This is a genomic window from Brucella gallinifaecis (assembly GCF_006476605.1).
Taxonomy (GTDB): Bacteria; Pseudomonadota; Alphaproteobacteria; order Rhizobiales; family Rhizobiaceae; genus Brucella; species Brucella gallinifaecis.
Map to the genome: position 1 here is coordinate 106327 of NZ_ML636804.1, position 19977 is coordinate 126303.

Sequence of the window (19977 nt, forward strand, 5' to 3'; positions counted from 1 at the left end):
GCAGCATGGTCCCGGATATTCAAACCGGGACTTATGCTGCTGATCGCACTCCAATCGAAGTAAGAATAGAAATGTTCGGAAAACTTACGCTCGAAGCGATTCCCTATCACGAGCCTATCATCATGGTCACATTGGCCGCGGTGGCTGGTGGGGCGCTCGCTATTCTCGCAGCCATTACCTACTATAAAAAGTGGGGCGTGCTATGGAATGACTGGCTGACATCGGTCGATCATAAACGCATTGGCGTGATGTATATTATTCTGGCTTTCGTGATGCTGTTCCGCGGCTTCTCGGATGCTGTTATGATGCGTGCGCAGCAGGCTATTGCCTCGGGCGCCAATGAAGGTTTCCTTCCGCCTCATCACTATGATCAGATTTTTACCGCTCACGGTGTGATCATGATCTTCTTTGTGGCGATGCCTTTCATTGTCGGTCTGATGAATTTTGCCGTGCCGCTCCAGATCGGAGCACGCGACGTTGCATTTCCTTACCTCAACTCCTTGAGCTTCTGGCTGACCGTTGCCGGTGCTGTTCTGGTCAACCTGTCGCTCGGTATCGGTGAATTTGCCAAGACCGGCTGGCTGGCTTATCCGCCGCTTTCCGGTATTGAGTTCAGCCCGGATGTTGGTGTCGATTACTATATCTGGGCTTTGCAGATTTCCGGTATGGGCACGCTTCTTTCCGGCGTTAACCTCATCACCACCATCATCAAGATGCGTGCGCCGGGCATGGGCATGATGCAGGTTCCGGTTTTCACCTGGACTGCACTTTGCTCGAACGTTTTGATCGTGGCTGCGTTCCCGATCCTGACCGTGACCCTGGCTCTGCTTTCGCTTGATCGTTATCTGGATTTCCACTTCTTCACCAATGACAGTGGTGGCAATCCGATGATGTATGTGAACCTGATCTGGATCTGGGGCCACCCGGAAGTCTATATTCTGGTTCTGCCGTGCTTTGGTGTATTTTCGGAAGTTGTCTCGACCTTCACGGGCAAGCGACTTTTTGGTTATACGTCAATGGTTTACGCAACTATTGCGATTACTGTATTGTCATTCCTGGTCTGGGTGCACCACTTCTTCACCATGGGTGGTGGTGCAAGCGTCAATGCCTTCTTCGGCGTTGCAACCATGATCATCTCGATCCCCACGGGCGCGAAAGTCTTCAACTGGCTGTTCACCATGTATAAGGGGCGGATCCAGTTCACGACACCAATGTACTGGACGATCGGCTTCATGTGCACTTTCGTTATCGGTGGTATGACCGGTGTTCTTCTTGCTGTTCCGCCGGCAGATTTCGTGCTGCACAACTCGGTGTTCCTGATTGCTCACTTCCATAATGTGATTATCTCGGGCGTGTTGTTTGGCTGTTTTGCCGGTCTCGTCTACTGGTGGCCGAAGGCATTTGGCTTCAGGCTGCACGAAGGACTGGGCCGTAAGGCATTCTGGTGCTGGCTCGTTGGCTTCATCCTTGCATTCATGCCGCTTTATGTGCTCGGCCTGATGGGTATGACCCGCCGTCTGAACCATACAGAAAATCCAGCCTGGCACATCTATCTGATCATTGCAGCAATTGGTGTTGCAGTCATCCTGTGCGGTATCATCTTCCAGGTTCTCCAGATCATGATCTCGATCCGTGATCGTGAAAAGTTGCGTGACAACAATGGTGACACATGGGGCAATGGCCGTACGCTGGAATGGTCGATTGCTTCGCCTCCGCCATTTTACAATTTTGCTGAAGTTCCGCATGTCCGCGATCATGACAGCTGGTGGGATATGAAGCAGAATGGATATGTGCGTCGTACCGAAAAATTTGCCCGCATTCACATGCCAAAAAATACCGGCACGGGCTTTATTATCGGTATCCTGAATATCCCGCTTGGCTTCGCTCTGGTGTGGCATATCTGGTGGCTGGCAATTGCCGCAGCCGTTGGCATTCTCGTGGTTGCTATCGCCCACTCGTTTAACAATGACAGGGACTATTATGTCTCGGCCGAAGAAGTACAGCGCATCGAAGATGCACGTACCCGGCAATTGAATGCTCAGGAGGCTTGATCCATGAGCGCTACCGTTCATAACGCTGGACCTTTCAAGGGCGGCAACGAGCATCCTGCTCACGAAGACCATCACGATGCAGGGTCGACCACGCTGGTCGGCTTCTGGATCTACCTGATGAGTGACTGCGTTCTCTTCTCGGGTCTTTTTGCAACCTATGCCGTGCTGGCACATCAGTTTGCGGGCGGACCAACCGGCCGTGAACTGTTTGACCTGCAGTTCGTGCTGACAGAAACCATGTTCCTGCTGGCATCATCGCTGACCTATGGTCTGGCGACATTGTCAATGTACAGAAACAACCGGGCAGGCGTCCTGTTCTGGCTGGGGGTTACTTTCCTGTTCGGCGCAGCGTTTCTGGTTATGGAAATCTATGAATTCCATCATCTGATCGTTGAAGGTGCAGGTCCGGGCCGCAGTGCATTCCTTTCGGCTTTCTTTGCGCTGGTTGGAACGCATGGTCTGCATATTACCTCGGGCCTGATCTGGATTCTGGTGCTTTCGGCCCAGCTTCTTCGTGATGGTCTGACTGAAACAAACCGGACGCGCGTGATGTGCTTGAGCCTCTTCTGGCACTTCCTGGACATCATCTGGATTGGCGTCTTTACCCTTGTCTATCTGCTGGGTGTATTGTGATGAGCTCTGGACACGAAACACACGATCAAGCCGCACATGGCAGCCTGAAATCATACCTGATCGGTCTGGTACTGGCAATCATCCTCACCATCGTTCCGTTTATGCTGGCGATGAATGGCTATTTTACACCAGCAACGACTGCAGCGATTGTTATCGGTATGGCTGCTGTGCAGATCGTGGTGCATCTGGTTTACTTCCTGCACCTTGATCCAAAATCAGAGAATGGCTGGAATATTCTGGCGCTTATTTTCACGGTTATCATTCTGGCGATCGTGCTTGCTGGCTCCATCTGGGTCATGCATCACCTCGATACCAATATGATGCCGATGTATATGAGCCCGGATGATGCGCGTAATCTGCCATAGTTGAATGTCTGTGCGCATCCCGAACAGGGATGCGCTTTTCGAACGGGATGCCTGAAAGCAGACAAAGCGAGCATCTCCAGATTATCAAAGTGATTCAGGGGGAATTTGCCCCTGATTGCCTAAACCCGGTCTAACGGCCCGGTTGCGCGGCTTTTTCCTCCCTCTCCCCCCTTAAAAGCCGCGTTGCGCCCCGGTTCCCTCCGGGGCGCTTTTCGTTTAGAGCGCATTTCGAAAAATGTGAGACGGTTATTGAGAAAAGATGCGCGTTAAAACAGGGATTTGAGACGCGAAAATATTACACATTCAGTTCAAAGAACATTTTCTCTGAAGCGTCGCGATTAAATAAACAACAGATAAAGCTTTATTAAATTTGTGATGATGCTTTTCAAACATCGAAACTTCTCAGCTCTCAAAAAGCCAGAATGTTATCAAACGCTGATCGAAAATTTGCGACAAAGCCGTTGCGACCAGCTGTAAGCCAACAGTTGATTTCTTCCCGGAGCAGATCACTGACGATGTGTCCGAGCCGCGAGAGCGGGGAAACCACCCCGGTCCTCACGTCTCTTCCCGGTTACGCATCAACAAAACTGTTGCAGGTATAGCTATTTAATCGACGACTATCGTCGAATCTTGCTCTGGGCACAGCCCGAAGCAAGTTTTTAGTATACTCGCTCTTTGGATCATTAAAGATTTCCTCTGTCTCCCCTTCCTCCACGATCTTGCCAAAACGCATAATGGCTACTCGATGAGCAAATTGTCTTACAGTGCTCAAATCATGGGTAATGAATAAGAAAGAGAGACCTTGTTCTGCCTGAAGATCCGCAAGCAAGTTAAGAATTTGCGCTCTGACTGACACATCAAGGGCGGACACAGCTTCATCGGCGACTATAAATTCAGGCTCTAAGGCGAGTGCGCGGGCAATTGCTACTCGTTGCCTTTGTCCGCCTGAAAACTGATGCGGATATCTTTTCGCTGCGGAAGGATCCAGCTCAACTCGGCGTAAAAGCTCTTCAACGCGGAACTCTCTCTCCTTGGCATCACCGATTCCATGGATCTCAAGTCCATCCGCAATTGCTTGCCCAACTGTTCGGCGAGGGTTCAATGAAGCGTAAGGGTCTTGAAAGATAGTTTGAACTTTCTTACGAAAATCGAAAAGACTCTTTCCCTTAATGGAAGACACATCCTCACCACAGTACCGAATTTGCCCTGAGGTTGGCGTGTCAAGTCGAGCAACACAACGCCCTAAAGTGCTTTTACCGGAACCGGATTCCCCTATGAGAGCACAGGTTTTCCCACTCTCAACTGTAAGATTAATTCCGTCCACAGCACGTAAAATCTTGGGTTTTAAACTGAGTAGACCGGCTGAAAGAACATAGTGACGTGAAAGATCTGTGATCTCCAGCACGGGTCCCGCAGAGTCATTTTCGGAATCGGAAGCGGGAGATACTGTGATTGATGCATTAGCGTTATTTTTCGTGCGCCTATCGCCTGACGCCTCGCCAAAAATCGCTCCTTTATCGACCGTTGGAAAACGAAAGCCTTTTTTGGCGGGCATTTCAACGTCAGGAGCTGCGGCAAGCAAGGCTTTTGTATAGGGATGGGCTGCGTTTTCAAAAATGCTCTTAACATCGCCTTGTTCGACAACTTTTCCGTTGTAGAGCACGATCACTCTATCTGCGATTTCGGCAACGACGCCAAGATCGTGAGTGACGAAAATTAACGCGCAACCCAGCTCTTTTTTCAGGTCATACAGAAGAGCGAGAACTTGCGCCTGTACGGTGACATCAAGTGCAGTCGTTGGTTCATCTGCTATGATGAGTGCAGGTTTTGCCGCACATGCAATAGCTAACATGACCCGTTGACGCATGCCCCCTGAAAGTTCATGTGGAAACGCTCTTTCTCTCAGCTTTGGGTCTGGAATACCTACGCGTGTTAAAAGAGCAATAACGCGTGCACGGGCTTCTGATCGAGAAACCTGTGAGTTTAGCATAATCATTTCGCTTATTTGCTCACCCACGCGTTTCGAAGGATTGAGCGCTGTCATTGGTTCCTGGAAAATCATACTGATCTGGCCGCCGCGGATGTTACACATCCTGGCTTCCGAAGCGTTATCCATTCGACTGCCACGAAACCAAATTTCGCCTTGTTGTTTGGCTGATTCATCCAGCAGGCCTATGACAGCTTTTCCCGTCACCGATTTACCTGAACCGGACTCGCCAACAAGACAAACCGTTTCGCCAGGCTGAACATCAAAGCTTATGTGGTCGACTGCTGTAAAACTTCCGAAGCTGACAGATAGGTCACGGACCGATAGGAGAGACTTCATTTTCTTAGCTCCGGATTTAAAATATCTTGGATGAAGTCACCGAGAAGATTGACAGCGAGCACGACCAGAAGAAGCGCACAAGCAGGAAAAATAATTGGTAATGGATTGATAAATATATAGTTTTTAAGCGTGCCAACCATTTGTCCCCAAGAGGAGATTGGTGGCTGAACCCCTAATCCTAAAAAGCTAAGACCCGCCTCCATCAGCAAGGCAAAAGAGAATGTCACAGAAGTTTGGACCGCTATAATGGAATATAGGTTTGGAAGTGCTTCAGTCCGAATGAGCCTTAATTTTCCTGCACCTAATGATTTCGCAGCTAAAACATAATCGCGTGATCTTATACTTTTGGTCATATCAAATATAACGCGCACGAATTGTGGGCAGTAGATAAAACCAATGGTGAGTATCAGTGTTGGAAGACTGCCCCCGAAAAGCGCAAGGACAATGATTGCTACGAAAGTTTCAGGGATTGAAATCATCAGATCAATGATCCGCATGAGAGCTGCTTCGACCCGCGGTCCTGCAAACCCAATTGAGACGCCCACAATTGTCCCGATTGTCCCCGCGATTATCACGGCGGCAAAGGCAACACCCAACGAAATTTGTGCTCCATAGACGATCCTGGACAGAAGATCGCGACCCAGTTCGTCGGTTCCTAGCCAATGCTCTCTCGATGGGCTTGAAAGAATATTTAAAGTGTCGAGAGCCACGGGATCCTGCAATGGGAGAACCGTCGCAAAGGATGCTAGAAATATAACTGTCATCAAAAACAACATAGCCAGGATAGCTGGTATGTTTTTTACTTTAAAAAGCTCACCGGTAAGAATCATAAGTTTTCCAGAGATCATCACGCAGCCCTCAAACGTGGGTCAAAAATACTTTGAGTGAGGTCGATCAACAGGCTTATGAGAATAAAAATCGCAAAAATTGCTAAAAGTGATCCTTGCATCAGTGGATAGTCTCTAGCAAAAGATGCGCTCACCAAAAGTGAACTAAGTCCCGGCCAATCGAACAGTGCTTCTATTATGACTGCCCCGCCAAGCAAACTCCCGGCACGAATTCCGACAATAGATATGACCGGTACCAAGGCGTTTGGCAGGGCGTGCCGGTTTAACGCCTGGCTGCGCGTAAGGCCTTTTGACCTCGCTAGAGCAACGTAATCTTTGTGCAGAATGTCAACCAGACTGGCGCGTGCGACCCGGCTGACAACTCCCATGAAATTGAGACCTATCGCCAAAGCTGGCATTACCAGGCATGATAGATGCAACCAGGGATCCTCTGCAAACGGAACAAATCCCGAAGGCGGCAATATCTGTAGCCAGACTCCAAATACCAAAACAAGCAATACTCCAGTCACAAAAACCGGGGCAGAAAAACCGATTGTGGCAATAAAGGAGGTCAAACCGCCAAGTAAGTTTCCGCGATTGCGAGCAGAGATGATACCCAGTGGAAGGCCGAGGATTACGGAAATCATCAACCCCGCTCCGATGAGCTCAAGGCTTCGCGGAATACGACGGAGCACTTCGCTCAAAACGGGTTCGCCGCTTCTGATCGAGACCCCCAAATCTCCATGAAGAAGCCTTTCCAGCCAAAAAAAGAACTGCATCGGCAATGGTTTGTCCAGGCCCATTTCTTGCCTGACACGCATCACGACAGCAGGGTCGCCGCCGGCGCCTTCTCCCAGCATGATCATGACTGGATCGCCTGGGATTAAGCGAACGATGAGAAAGATTGCGATTGCCGCCAATGCCAATGTTACGGCAGCAGACGCAGTACGTCGGTAGAAAAAGCTGAACATAAGCGCCTCAATGGCGCCCGACTTTTAAACAGAAGCCGGGCTTTTTTGTGCTACAGCATAATTCCTTAAGCCAGAAGAGATTGAGGTGAAATTATGCAGCAAATATAGCGTGTTAGAGCGTTTTCTAGGCGCCTTGCACTCTAGCGGAAAGACATTGAGGGCAAACAAATCGCAGCCGCACTCTCATTAAGAGCTCCGGGGATATGGACGTAACCCGAAACTTTACGGAGATAGGCCTGGGCTTGCTCTCTGAAGTTTATGAAAATCCACGGCATCGTTTCTAACAAACGTTCTTCTACTTTTTGATATATGAGTTTCCGCCGCTCAAGATCAGTTTCCGCCCTGCCTTCATCAAGCAAAGCTTCTAAAACATCATCCCTATAGCCAATCGGTTTTGCCCAATATGTTGATGTTGAGCCGAAATAATAGCTATAGGCATCAGGGTCATTCAGCTTCATCGATACGCCATAAAGCATAGCATCGTAGTTGCCAGAGTTTTTACGGTTAATAAGGTCCGACCATTCAACAAGTTTGATGGTCACATTTATACCTACCTGCTTCAAATTCGCCTGAAGTATCTGAGCTGTGGTCGTATAAACACCCAATCCCTGAAATACGATAAGCTCCATGGACAGACCTTCAGCATATCCAGCTTCTTTAAGAAGTTTCTTGGCTTCTTCTAAATCCAGGGAGACACTGTTTTTTAAATCGGCATTATAAAATGGCGATTCTTCTGGGGTTGGCGCCCCGTAGATAGGCGCTCCATGACCAAAGAATGCAGCTCGAGAGACGGCTTCTCTGTCGATAGCGAATGCGATAGCTCTGCGCACCAATGGATTGTCCCATGGGCTTCGTGACGCATTAAACCAAATATTCATGAAACCGCCACTGGCAGAATCGACTTTGAAATTAGGCATACGTCCAAGAACGTCAATGTCCTTCCATGGTACAAAGTCAATCATGTCAAGAGTGCCGCCCCGAAGTGCACTAACTCTCGCATCGTCGCTCTTGATCATTCGGAAATCCACACCGTCCAGCAGTGGCTGATCCTTGTGAAAATAGCTGTCATTCTTGAGCAATTTTGCCGATACGCCCGGCTCGTAAGACGCCAGATGGAATGGTCCCGTACCATTCGCATTGGCCTTTATATTCACACCTGAATTGACCCATGCTCTGGATAGAATTGCCGCTTCTGGAAGGGATAGCACTGAGAGAAGAGAAACATTCGGCGCCACACTTTTTAACTCAATCGTCTGCGGATCCAGTATTTTGACAGACACATCATTGAGATAGTTTCGAAGTGTTGCTCCTGTAGCCTCGTTCTTTATTCTTTCGAGTGAAAAGAGAACATCGTCTGCCACAACGTCAGAACCGTCATGATACTTAACACCTTGGCGCAATTTGAAGATGATCGTGGACGCATCTGGCTGCTCCCACGATTCTGCAAGCCCTGCTACCATATTGCCGTTCGTGTCATTGGTAACAAGCGTCGAATAAATCGAGCCAATAAGCACTTTCCATGCAGTTCCCCCGTAAACATGAGGATCCAGGTTTGTGACTTCGGTCACTGTACCATAGCGCAGAAGATTTCCGCGCCCCTGGCCAAAAGCTGGTACCGCACCGTTAGTGAGAACGAACCCGCCGATAGCGCATAAGCCAGATAGTGCAAATGTACGCCTTGTCAGTTCCATGTCTTTGCCTCCTTGTTTTTGTTCCCGCATTATTTTTAAGGTAGATGATGAAGCAATTGATCGATTTCAGCTATATCATTGTAATAGCTGGGTGAAATTCTCAGACGTCCCCCTCGTTGAGCGAGATCTATGCCCGCCGCCTGAAGTTTTTTGTCAATATCTGCAGGACTTATTGAAGGGTGAAGGAATGAAAGATTCCCGGACCGCTCATGATCCGCAAAGGGGCTAGAGATTTGATAGCCCTTCCTTTTTAGGCCTTCGGCTGCGTGCGAATTCAAGGAGTAGATGTGCTTTTCAATAGCACGGGGAGTGAGTTGGAGCTGTAAGTGAACAGCGGCATCAAGGCCCCATATGCCTGGGAAATTCACCAAGGCTTCTTCGAAACGACCCGCGTTAGGCCGATATTCCAATAAATATTCAAGGTGATCTTCACCACGGTCTACAGAATGGTAACCGACAGATGGCGGATCGAGTAACTCCAGCACTTCTTTTCTACAGAAAAATATGCCTGTTCCCACCGGTGCCAGCATCCATTTGTGTCCACCGAATGCCATAAAATCAACCCCGTACTTGACGACGTCCATTTCCAAAGCACCAACCCATTGGATCGCATCGAGATTCAGCAGAACGCCATGCTCTTTGCACAGGGCGGAAGTCTGCTCCAGATCCTGACGGAAACCGTTTGTAAATTGCACTGCACTAAGAGATACGAGGCGCGTTTTTTCGTCCATCAATGCACGGATATCATCGACAAGAACCCGGCCGTCACGGTTTTTCACCCACCGGATTGAAACACCTTTGGCAGCAAGCTTCATCCAGCAGTAAACATTGGATGGATACTCAAAGTCCGCAATGATGACATTGTCACCCTCGTTCCAACTCAGTCCGTTTGCGACATTCACCAGGCCTTCTGTGGTGTTTTTAACGAAAGCGATTTCACTGCGTTTTGCACCAATGAGCTTGGCAACGCGATCCTTGATCACCGTATCGGCATGGCTACACCAATGGGGATAATCATTGCGTCCATTGTCACGACAGTTCTCTAAGAAGCGCTCTACCGACGCAACGACGGGCGAACTCAACGCGCCGATGGACGCATTGTTGAGGTAAATCCTTTTATCTTTAATGGGAAACAACTTCCCGACATTACTGAATGAAACTCCAGAAATCCCATCCGGATCATCAGCGAATAAAGGCTTGGTGGGTGCAGCACGCATTGCGATCGTCAAGATTGACTCCTGTCTATCAACGGCTGAGGTGACTCGCACCTTAAGCCGAGCAAAAATTCTCTATGGATTGTGGGACGTCGCCCGGCTGAACACTTTTCGCAGGTCAGATGATCCACGTAACGCTTGTATCAATTTATGGATACTGTATACTGGATCCAATCTATCGTTGCAAGCGCATTTGATAACTTTTATGAAGCTGGCCAATCTGCTCTAAACAGATAACTACAATTAATTGGCAATTAGAGAGAATCGATATGACATCCATTCAACCTGCTATTGAGCGGCGCACGATTGCTTCGCAGGTTACCGAGCGTTTACGGTCCAAGATATTATCGGGAGAGCTCGCAATCGGTCAGCGGCTGAGGCAAGAGCAGCTTGCTGCAGAGCTTGGTGTCAGCCGGGTTCCTGTACGTGAAGCTCTGAACCAGCTTGAGGCTGAAGGGCTTATTCTTGTGGAAGCCAATAAGGGCGCCGTAGTTAAAGGAATTTCGGTTGAGGCGCTAAGTGAGATGTATGAGCTTCGTGCACATATTGAAGAGTGGCTTATTGCTCTTGCGATACCGCGCGCAAGCGAGGCGGATTATGAAAGCGCTGCGCGTATTCTTGATGAAATGCTAAGTGAAAGCAGCCCGGTGCATTGGACAAGCCAGAATTGGAAGTTTCATGAGACGCTTTACCGGCCATCAGCGCGAACTCAGTCACTGGATATGCTCGATCGTTTGTATAAAAATACATATCGGCATTTTCCTGTTCCGGTTAGATTCACATTAGGAATTGAAGCAATGGATACTGAACACCGCGAACTTTTAGCGCTTTACAAAGCCAAAGACATCGTGGCGGCCCAAAAATACTTGCGGCAACATATAATGCGCGGAGCAAGCTCATTAGTTGAACGAATGCTGGCAGCCCAGAACACGGAAACATAAGATGGGCTTGCTTCTTTCATGTGGTGATAAGGCATCGTTACCCACCAGACAATGCCCATCAGACAATGTGCAATGAGCTGAGAAATCTGGGCGCGGTTAGCGCTGCCTTATTGATGTATTTGCTGCAACGAACAGCAATGGGTTTGCAAGAGTTTCGGAGCTGGTTCTCTGCATCAATTTACAGAATATCCTTGGCGCTTGAAGCCCAGCCGAATATCGAAACAGTCATGGCATCGTGCCATAAAACCAGTCCCGGTTTTTATCCGCACCTAGTGGATTGAATTTGACATTTGAATCACGGTTACCCTCACTGCCTGTTCAAATGTCAAATTCGTAAAATCCACTAGAAACATATACTTGGCTAGTGGTTTTTGGATTCCAACATTTGCCCTCATGGGTGGAGTGGCGGGATGCAAATGTTGGAATCAAACCACTGGCTCACTCATTTCTTCTCTTGATAAATCCATGCAAGTTATGCCCATCAATTAATTGAATTTATGAGCCTTTACCCGGCAGTTTTCCATTAAGTACGACAGACGCGACGAGGCCGATCACCAGCCCCCAGAATGCTCCGCCAATGCCGAGCAAACTGATATTCGCAGCAGATGCAAGAAAGGTAATGAGTGCAGCTTCTCGTGAACGAGCGTCTGCCATTGCACCGGCAAGGCTTCCCCCGATTGCCCCAAGCAGAGCAAGCCCCGCAAGTGTAGTGATGAATGTTGCGGGAAATGCCATAAATACCGCTGCGAGCGTTACTCCAAACACCCCGACCAGAATATAAAAGCAACCCGCAGCTATACCGGCGATCCAACGTTTTGACGGATCTTCATGCGCTTCCCGACCTGTCGCAATGGCAGCGGTAATTGCTGCAATGTTAAATGCATGCGAGCCAAACGGGGCCATGATAAGTGAGCCCAGACCCGTTACCGTTACGATAGGGTTGGCACTTGTCTGAAACCCGTCATTTCGCAGTACCAGCATGCCGGGCATATATTGACCTGTTAAGGTGATAAGGAACAACGGCAGTGCGATACTGAGCGTGGCGTTCAGGCTAAATTCTGGCATGGTGAAAACGGGAGCGGCCAGTTTCAATTCCAGATCAGATAGATCGACACGACCCTGCATCAGCAGGATAAAAAGCCCAATCACCAAGATACCAATGACTGCATATCGTGCGCAAAAACGCTTTAAAACGACATAGGCAGCAATCAGCGTGCCTACCAAAACGGGATCGACACTCACACTGCTGAATGCACCTATTCCAAATTGCAACAATATGCCTGCAAGCAACCCTGAAGCTATGCCCGGAGGTATCAACCGGATGACTTTTTCAAAACACCCGGTAAGACCAAGCAGTACGAAGGCCACGGCTGAGATCATATATGCCCCGATTGCTTCTGCATAGGATGCCGTGGCGAGCGCAGTGACAAGGAACGCTGCGGCAGGTGTGGACCATGCCGTTATGATTGGCTCACGATAACGCCAGCTTAGCAGCAAACCAGAAAGACCGACGCCGATCGAAATCGACCAGACCCAGGATGCGGTCAGTTCGGGGCTAAGATTGGCTATACGCGCCGCCTGAAAAACGAGAATAAACGTACCGCCATAATTAACGATGACTGAAATCAAGCCTGCAACAACAGGGTGGATGATATCATTTATTCGGGCAGGCGTACGTGAAGAGGTGCAGGACATGTTCGGGCTACTCCGGAAAAGCATATTCAAGCGATAGACAGGCTTGACTTTTAGATGCTCAATGGACTGATGTGCCCCTCCAATTACAGCAAGAGATACCATCCATTTGTTCAAGCACTCGCAACTCGAATCCGTAAAAGCCTGGCTCAATCATCCCGCGCATTCAGCCATGCCGCTTCATGCGCGTATACAACGTGCGATCCGGCAATTGATTGTGGATGGTGCACTCAGTCGCGGCAAACCACTTCCGGCCTCCCGTGCGCTCTCACAGTCACTTGGCGTCTCACGCGATACAGTTGAAGCGGCTTATACGCAGCTCCACGCAGAAGGTTTCATTGAGCGCCGGGTCGGCAGCGGTAGTTTCGTCTCGCAAATCGCAGAGTTTTCCATTGGTCGTCGACACACGAAACGTTCCCGCAACCCAAAAGATCAATCGCCTGAACTCAGCAAGCGTGGCAAGGCGATATTCCAAAGCGGCGGCGTGCTCGAGACTTTGACACCATGCCCTTTTGCACCCGGCATACCCGACACACGAAATTTCCCGCTTGCGCTTTGGGAGCGCCTGCAAAGACAAGTGCTCAAAGAGATAGGGCCGCAAACGCTTTTGCATGGAGACCCGCAAGGGGTTGAGCAACTACGACAGGCAATCGCAGATTATATCAATCTCGAACGCGGCGCACGCGCCACTGCCGGGCGCGTTTTGATACTCACATCTTCGCAACAGGCGCTGACATTGTGCGCGAATGTATTGTTTGATCCGGGTGAGCGCATCTCTATCGAAGACCCCGCCTATTATGGAGCCCGCAAGGCATTTGAAGCTGCCGGGCTGAACTGCGTGCCTGTTGAGCTGGATCAGCAAGGAATCAACATCGAGCCTATCGTCAATGATCCCAACCCGGCACGCGCTGTCTTCCTCACACCCTCACATCAATTTCCAACGGGCGTAACCCTGGCCCTGGACCGCCGGCTTGCATTGATCGAATGGGCGAAACGTCACCGAGGCTGGATAATAGAGGATGATTACGACAGTGAGTTTCATTATGCGGGCAAACCCACAGCCTGCATGCAAGGCCTCGATCATTATGATAGAACTATATATATCGGCACCTTCACCAAGTCGCTCTTTCCGGGATTACGGATAGGCTATGTCGTGCTGCCCGAACAGCTGGTCAAACCAATGACCACAGCGCGAACGCTTCTTGATGGGCATACGGCTTCCATTGCACAATATACGCTTGCCCGCTTTATAGAAGGCGGACATTTCGGAGCCTATATTCGCACCATGCGTGGCATCTATGCCCAGCGCCTTGAAATATTGACCAGATTGGTTCGCAAACATCTTGCAGGTTTTGTCGAGCCGCGGGTTCCTGTGGGAGGAATGCAAATGCCCTGCCTGTTGACATGCGACATCTCCGAGCAAGTTGTTTTGGAAGCCGCTCGCCGTTCTGAAATTGGGCTGTTGGGGCTATCAGCACTCCATGCCACAGGTGAAGGCGAGGCAGGGTTTCTGCTCGGCTTCGCAGCCTATACGCCAACAGAACTTGAGATCGCGGTCAGGAAGCTTGAAAAAATATTCCACACACTCAAGGTCGTTCCGGCACTGAAATATAACTGAATTGATAAAGCCTTATCTTCAGATAAACTAAAAATTCTGCCGGGATCGCGCTCTAAAGTCTTTGTATTTGCAGCATAATCTTATCGATCCTCGTTGAACGAAGATGGGACTTATGCTCTAAATCAAACTGTTGCAACACAACCTCATGGTCGTCACAGTGGAAGAGGTTTACCGTCCTGTCCTTGATGGCGTACCTCATAGATGACTTCCGCCAGTCGGTGCACGCCACGCTCAATTTGTCTTGGCTCAAGCGCAGCATAACCCATGACCAGACCCATCAAGTCGGGAACTGCGTCAGGTTCATGCGGATCATAGAGTGCGGATATGGAGTAAAGTCCTAGTCTGGCCTTGCGGGCGGAAAGTAACAGTGCTTCTTCGGATGAGCGCGGCAGCTCCTTGAACCATACGACCAGGTGAAGGCCGGCATCCGCGCCTTCGATGATAATAGTTTCCCCAAATCGATGCTTCAGCGCGTTCAGCAGAGTTTCCCGTCGCTCTATGTTGAGGCGACGAACGCGGCGGACGTGCTTTTCATAGGTGCCGTCTTCGATAAGAGATGCGAACGCCTCCTGATCGGTGATCGGCGAGTGCCTGTCCATGAACTGCTTGGCGGATGCGAAGACTGGTTGCAGCTCAGGCGGGAGGACGAGATAGCCGATGCGCAATGTTGGCGAAAGCGTCTTGGAAATCGTGCCAAGATAGATGACATTGTGACTGTCCGGCAGCCCGTAAAGCGGCGGCACGGGATTGATGTCATAGCGGTATTCACTGTCGTAGTCGTCTTCAATCACATAGGCATTCTGCCGTCGCGACCAAGCCAGCAATTGCTGCCGGCGCGGGACAGGCAGGATACCACCCAATGGATATTGATGCGACGGGGTAACGTAAGCGAGACGCGCAGACACATTCTCCAGATGTTCGGTTGCGAGACCGTGACTATCGGCTGGAAGAGTGACCGGCAGGGCTCCTGTACTGGCAAAGGCATATCGCGCCATGGCATATCCGGGATTCTCCATGACGAACCGGTCGCCGGGATTGAGGAGAAGCCTTGCGCAAAGGTCGAGGCCTTGCTGGGAGCCATTGACGATTATGATCTGTGCCGGACTGCACTGAAGACCACGTGCGCGCCACAGATATCCCTGCAAGGCAGTGCGCAAGCGCCACGAACCGCAAGGATCACTGTAAGTCAGCCTCTCAGGACGCTGCGCCATTGCCTTGTTCATAGCGCGTTTCCAGATTGTCGTCGGGAAATCTACGATGGATAAATCTCCATAGTGGAAGTCGGCGACGAGATTGGCACCGGGCTGGTGCGGACGCGGAGGCAAGGTGAGCACGCGTTTACCGTAGTCTGACAGCAGGACAGGCTGAAGGGTATGTGCGCCCTTGCTCTTGGGCGAATGGTCGAACATCGCGCGTACGACACGTGGCCGGCTACCTTGCCTGACCTCAATAAAGCCTTCTGCGGTGAGTTGCTCATAAGCAATGGTGACGGTTGTTCGGGAAACACCCAGTTCCTGAGCCAGTGCCCGCGATGATGGCAATTGACCATTCTCACCGAAAACGCCGCTGGCGATCTGGCTTTTCATGGCGTTGTAAATCTTGCGTGCACCCATGGTGTGACGCGGAGATTTCAACATGTGGCTATCGTTCATGCTGTTTCCAGACAATCATTCGGGAATAGCCGAGGCGAGCGGCGTGCCCGGCAACTGGACCATATAAATCTATTCTAACTGGCTCACTCTTTTATGCCAGATTTTTATTAGGCTGACGCAAAAATCAAGAGACCGACAAGAAGTTGGGCTTCTAAAGCGATGAGAGAGAAAAACTAGCGATGGATCAGCCTCGATCCCTGGCCATGCGGCCGCAAACCCATTTTGCCGTCCTGATCGTGCTGAGTGTCACACATCTTCTCAACGATCTGATCCAGTCATTGATTCCGGCGGTCTATCCGATCATCAAGGACGCATATTCGCTCGATTTTGTGCAGATCGGGATGATCACTATGACCTTTCAGATCGCGGCCTCGCTGTTGCAGCCGGTCGTGGGGCATGTCACCGATCAGCGCCCGATGCCTTATGCATCTGTCGTTGGCATGGTCTTTTCTCTTGCCGGGCTGGTCGGTCTGGGTTTTGCGACCAGCTATGGCTTCATCCTCGTTTCGGCTGCCTGTGTCGGGATCGGTTCGTCAATCTTTCACCCCGAGGCGACGCGGATGGTGCGCAATTCCTCTGGTGGACGGCAGGGTCTGGCTCAGGGGCTGTTTCAGATTGGTGGACAGGCAGGAGGTGCGCTTGGCCCATTACTGGCTGCGATGATCATCGTTCCTCGCGGACAGGCAAGTCTTGCCTGGTTCGCGGCGGCGGCCCTTATCGCCATGATGCTCATGATATGGACGGCAGGGCAGTACACGACGATCCACCGCCGCCTGATAGCTGCAAAGGCGGCCTCGGCCATGTTGCCCCGGCCCTCGCTGCCGCCGAAAACGGTGATACTTGGCCTGATAGTCTTGACCCTGCTGATGTTTTCGAAAAATGCCTATGTCGAAAGTTTCCGGTCCTTTTACACCTTTTATCTGATCGACCGATTTGACGTATCAATCCAGACCTCGCAATTGATGCTGTTTGTCTTTCTGGTAGCATCAGCTGTAGGCGCATTGGTTGGCGGCATTCTCGGGGATCGGATTGGCCGTTACCGTATCATCTGGATATCGGTTCTCGGTCCCCTGCCACTGACACTGCTGTTGCCCTTCGCCGATTTCTTCTGGACCGGCATATTGACGGTTTTCATCAACCTCATCATGGCGAGCGCCTTCGCCTCGATCCTGATTTACGCCATGGAACTGGCGCCCGGCAGGATCGGCCTGATCGGTGGCCTGTTCTACGGCCTCAATTTCGGGCTGGCCGGGATTGCCGCCGCCGGCCTGGGCGCACTGGCCGACAGTATCGGGATTGAAAGCGTCTACCAGATTTGCGCTTTCCTGCCTCTTGCCGGGCTGATGACCTGGTTTCTTCCGCATATTGAACAGCGGTCGGCATGACGACATCCATTCAATTTTGCTACGGATAAATGACTATGACCGATATTCTCACCGCTGAAGACATTGCCCGGTTTGGTGCCGACCCGTGCAAAACCTTTGGCGACAACCTTGTGGCTGTTGAAGAGCGGATTAAACGCGCTTGCGCCAGAGCGGGACGCGAACGTGCCTCCGTGCGCCTGCTTCCGATCACCAAAACCGTGCCCACCCACGTTCTGCGTCACGCCTATAAGGCCGGCATTCGCTCGTTCGGAGAAAACAAGATACAGGAAGCGATGTCCAAGCATGGAGCACTGGAAAGCCTTGCCATCGACTGGAGCATCGTCGGGCATCTTCAAACCAACAAGGTGAAATATCTCACACGTTTTGCCTGCGAGTTTCATGCACTCGACAGCCTGCGCCTTGCAGATCAGCTCAACAAACGGCTGGAGCGCGAGGACCGCTCGATGGACGTTTTCGTTCAGGTCAACACGTCGAGCGAAGACAGTAAATTCGGGCTGCATCCTGACGAGTTGATGCCTTTCGTAGAAACGCTCGACAGGTTCCCGAGGCTTCGTCCGCGTGGTTTGATGACGCTCGCACTCTTTTCCTCCGACATGTCGAAAGTACGGCCCTGCTTTGCGCTTCTGAGAAATCTCCGGGACAAGGCGGTGCAGGTGCATGCGGGCCTGACGGGGCTGTCGATGGGTATGACTGGAGATTTTGAGGAGGCCATTGAGGAAGGTGCGACCGTCGTGCGGGTGGGGCAGGCGATCTTCGGCAAACGCCCGACGCCTGACGGGCACTACTGGCCGGGACTGGCGGACAGCGAATGATGCGGGTGATCTCCATTCAGAGCCAGGTTGTGCATGGTCATGTCGGCAACAGCGCGGCTGTGTTCCCGATGCAGGCCAAGGGGCTGGAAGTCGCGGCCATTCCAACGGCGCTGCTGTCCAATCACCCGCACTATCCGACCATGCATGGCCGTGTGCTGGAACCCGAACTTGTGGCTGGCTTGCTACAGGGTGTAGAGGAGCGCGGACTGATCGAGGCATCGAGGGTTGTCGTCACTGGCTATCTTGGATCGGTCGAGAATGCGCGGGTTGTAGCCCGCTTCATTGAACGGGCGCATAATCGTAATCCCGATCTGATCTATGTCTGTGATCCGGTTATGGGTGATGATGATCTTGGCATTTTCGTCAAGGAAGGCTTGATCGAAACATTCCGCGACAGTCTGGTGCCGATGGCGTCGGTCATTACGCCGAACCAGTTCGAGCTCGAATTGCTGGCCGGCAGCAAGGCCCGTTCGGCGGAGGGGCTGGCAATGGCTGCAGACGAGATCATCAGGCGCGGCACGGGGGCCGTGGTGACGACGGGTTGCGTGCTCGACGACACGCCGGATCGGAGTGTGGAGACGATCACCCGTGCAGACGGACAGCTTCATCGAACATCGGTGATGCGTCTCAATATGCGCCCCTGCGGAACAGGCGATATCTTTACCGCCCTTCTGGTTGCCCAGCTTTGCGCAGGCAGGCCGCTAGCGGAAGCAACTGAGACAGCGACCCGGGAAGTATTCGCCATTCTTTCCCGTAGCCCCTCTGACGGGCCGGGCTCTGACGGGTCTGGCTTTGGCGGATCTAGCTCTGGCGGATCGGGCGAGATGCGGATCATCGGTTTTCCATTTTCTCAATTCCGGTCTGTCGAGGTTTGATCGTGTCCTACCTGCAAGGTCTGTCTGGTTTTCCGATCACTCCGACAAATGCGAAGGGGAGCGTTGATGTGGCGCAGCTTCGTATGCTTATCGCGCGGCTGGTTGGGGCCGGTGTTGACTCCATTGGTCTGCTGGGCAGCACGGGAACCTATATGTATCTTAGCCGTGAGGAACGTCTGCGGGCGGTCGAGGCGGCGATCGGGGAAGCCTCAGGAAAAACGCCTGTGGTGATTGGCATCGGCGCCTTGCGGACAGATGAGGTTGTCCGGCTTGCTCAGGATGCGAAAGGCGCAGGCGCCGTGGCGGGGTTGCTTGCCCCTGTTTCCTATACGCCGTTGACCGAAGACGAGGTTTTCGACCATTACACAACGGTCGCGCGTAAAAGCGGCCTGCCGATCATCATCTACAACAACCACGCCACCACGCATTTCAGCTTCAGTCCGGCACTGATCGGACGTCTCTCGCGTGAACCGGGCATTGTCGGGATCAAGAATCCCGCGCCGATGGATGATGCAGCCAGAGAGATCGCAGAACAGCGCAGCTCGGTCAGCGAAGGGTTTTCGCTTGGGTATAGCGGCGATTGGGATTCAGTGGAGGCTCTGATTGCCGGCGCGGATGTCTGGTACAGCGTCCTTGGCGGCTTGTTTCCAGATGTCTGCCTCAAGATCACCCGTGCGGCCCAGAGCGGCGATGTGTCGGAGGCGCGCCGTCTCAACGCTCAGCTTGCCCCGCTTTGGGATATCTTGAGGCAATATTCGAGCCTGCGCACTATTTATGCGATTGCCGATCTGCTTGATATTGTCCATGCCGAACCATCCAGACCGATCAAGCCGGTGTCAGATGAAGTGAGGGTGCGGATTGCCGAAGCGCTGGCGGATATTGGAGAATTACAATGAGCTTGAATTTGCGCCGTGGCCTGTTTTT

16 protein-coding genes are annotated in these 19977 nt (G+C 51.5%); 9 read left to right on the plus strand and 7 right to left on the minus strand.

The genetic code is table 11. The features are described from left to right. Window positions 1-71: 71 nt before the first annotated feature. From cyoB to cyoD, 3 genes are read left to right on the plus strand one after another with little or no spacing between them, the layout of a single operon-like run. The gene (cyoB, locus tag FHY56_RS08890) at window positions 72-2051 is read left to right on the plus strand and encodes a cytochrome o ubiquinol oxidase subunit I (RefSeq protein ID WP_140904812.1); all 1980 of its coding nucleotides are present in this window, start codon (window positions 72-74) and stop codon (window positions 2049-2051) included. Between the two features lie 3 nt (window positions 2052-2054). Then, window positions 2055-2684: a cytochrome o ubiquinol oxidase subunit III gene (cyoC, locus tag FHY56_RS08895; RefSeq protein WP_140904813.1), complete on the plus strand. Its 630-nt coding sequence runs from the start codon at window positions 2055-2057 to the stop codon at window positions 2682-2684. Beyond that, window positions 2684-3049 carry a cytochrome o ubiquinol oxidase subunit IV gene (cyoD, locus tag FHY56_RS08900; protein ID WP_140904814.1) on the plus strand — a complete coding sequence of 122 codons (366 nt, stop codon included), beginning with the start codon at window positions 2684-2686 and terminating at the stop codon, window positions 3047-3049. Before cyoC ends, cyoD begins: the two co-directional genes overlap by 1 nt. A gap of 571 nt (window positions 3050-3620) precedes the next feature. On the opposite strand, the gene FHY56_RS08905 is transcribed toward cyoD, so the two are convergent. From FHY56_RS08905 to FHY56_RS08925, 5 genes are all read right to left on the minus strand, one after another. After that, window positions 3621-5375: an ABC transporter ATP-binding protein gene (locus FHY56_RS08905; RefSeq protein ID WP_140904815.1), complete on the minus strand. Its 1755-nt coding sequence runs from the start codon at window positions 5373-5375 to the stop codon at window positions 3621-3623. Beyond that, complete coding sequence (locus tag FHY56_RS08910) at window positions 5372-6205, minus strand: ABC transporter permease (protein ID WP_140904816.1); 834 nt, start codon at window positions 6203-6205, stop codon at window positions 5372-5374. Before FHY56_RS08910 ends, FHY56_RS08905 begins: the two co-directional genes overlap by 4 nt. A gap of 17 nt (window positions 6206-6222) precedes the next feature. After that, complete coding sequence (locus FHY56_RS08915; protein ID WP_140904817.1) at window positions 6223-7173, minus strand: ABC transporter permease; 951 nt, start codon at window positions 7171-7173, stop codon at window positions 6223-6225. 140 nt (window positions 7174-7313) lie between these two features. Further along, complete coding sequence (locus FHY56_RS08920; protein WP_140904818.1) at window positions 7314-8864, minus strand: ABC transporter substrate-binding protein; 1551 nt, start codon at window positions 8862-8864, stop codon at window positions 7314-7316. A 35-nt stretch (window positions 8865-8899) separates the two neighbouring features. Beyond that, window positions 8900-10093 carry an aminotransferase class V-fold PLP-dependent enzyme gene (locus FHY56_RS08925; RefSeq protein WP_235889457.1) on the minus strand — a complete coding sequence of 398 codons (1194 nt, stop codon included), beginning with the start codon at window positions 10091-10093 and terminating at the stop codon, window positions 8900-8902. A gap of 254 nt (window positions 10094-10347) precedes the next feature. Between FHY56_RS08925 and FHY56_RS08930 the strand changes: the two genes are divergently transcribed. Then, a complete protein-coding gene (locus tag FHY56_RS08930; RefSeq protein ID WP_140904819.1) occupies window positions 10348-11019 on the plus strand; it encodes a GntR family transcriptional regulator in 672 nt (223 codons plus the stop codon). A gap of 495 nt (window positions 11020-11514) precedes the next feature. Here FHY56_RS08930 and FHY56_RS08935 read toward each other — a convergent pair whose 3' ends face one another. After that, on the minus strand, window positions 11515-12714 hold the full coding sequence (locus FHY56_RS08935) for a benzoate/H(+) symporter BenE family transporter (protein WP_140904820.1): 1200 nt from the start codon (window positions 12712-12714) through the stop codon (window positions 11515-11517). Between the two features lie 106 nt (window positions 12715-12820). Between FHY56_RS08935 and pdxR (FHY56_RS08940) the strand changes: the two genes are divergently transcribed. Further along, window positions 12821-14329, plus strand: a complete 1509-nt coding sequence (gene pdxR, locus FHY56_RS08940) for a MocR-like pyridoxine biosynthesis transcription factor PdxR (RefSeq protein ID WP_140904821.1) — start codon at window positions 12821-12823, stop codon at window positions 14327-14329. A 152-nt stretch (window positions 14330-14481) separates the two neighbouring features. Here pdxR (FHY56_RS08940) and pdxR (FHY56_RS08945) read toward each other — a convergent pair whose 3' ends face one another. Continuing rightward, the gene (gene pdxR, locus FHY56_RS08945; RefSeq protein WP_140904822.1) at window positions 14482-15981 is read right to left on the minus strand and encodes a MocR-like pyridoxine biosynthesis transcription factor PdxR; all 1500 of its coding nucleotides are present in this window, start codon (window positions 15979-15981) and stop codon (window positions 14482-14484) included. Window positions 15982-16184: 203 nt separating this feature from the next. Here pdxR (FHY56_RS08945) and FHY56_RS08950 point away from each other — a divergent pair, with 203 nt between their 5' ends. The 4 genes from FHY56_RS08950 to FHY56_RS08965 are packed head-to-tail and all read left to right on the plus strand — an operon-like array spanning window position 16185 to window position 19949. Continuing rightward, the gene (locus FHY56_RS08950; protein WP_235889458.1) at window positions 16185-17366 is read left to right on the plus strand and encodes an MFS transporter; all 1182 of its coding nucleotides are present in this window, start codon (window positions 16185-16187) and stop codon (window positions 17364-17366) included. A gap of 29 nt (window positions 17367-17395) precedes the next feature. After that, entirely contained in the window at window positions 17396-18178 is a 783-nt protein-coding gene (locus FHY56_RS08955) for a YggS family pyridoxal phosphate-dependent enzyme (RefSeq protein ID WP_140904824.1), read from the plus strand. After that, a complete protein-coding gene (gene pdxY, locus FHY56_RS08960) occupies window positions 18175-19053 on the plus strand; it encodes a pyridoxal kinase (RefSeq protein ID WP_210240050.1) in 879 nt (292 codons plus the stop codon). The genes FHY56_RS08955 and pdxY overlap by 4 nt, the downstream gene beginning before the upstream one ends. Window positions 19054-19055: 2 nt before the next feature. Further along, window positions 19056-19949, plus strand: coding sequence for a dihydrodipicolinate synthase family protein (locus FHY56_RS08965; RefSeq protein ID WP_140904825.1), 894 nt, complete (start codon window positions 19056-19058; stop codon window positions 19947-19949). Window positions 19950-19977 lie beyond the last annotated feature (28 nt).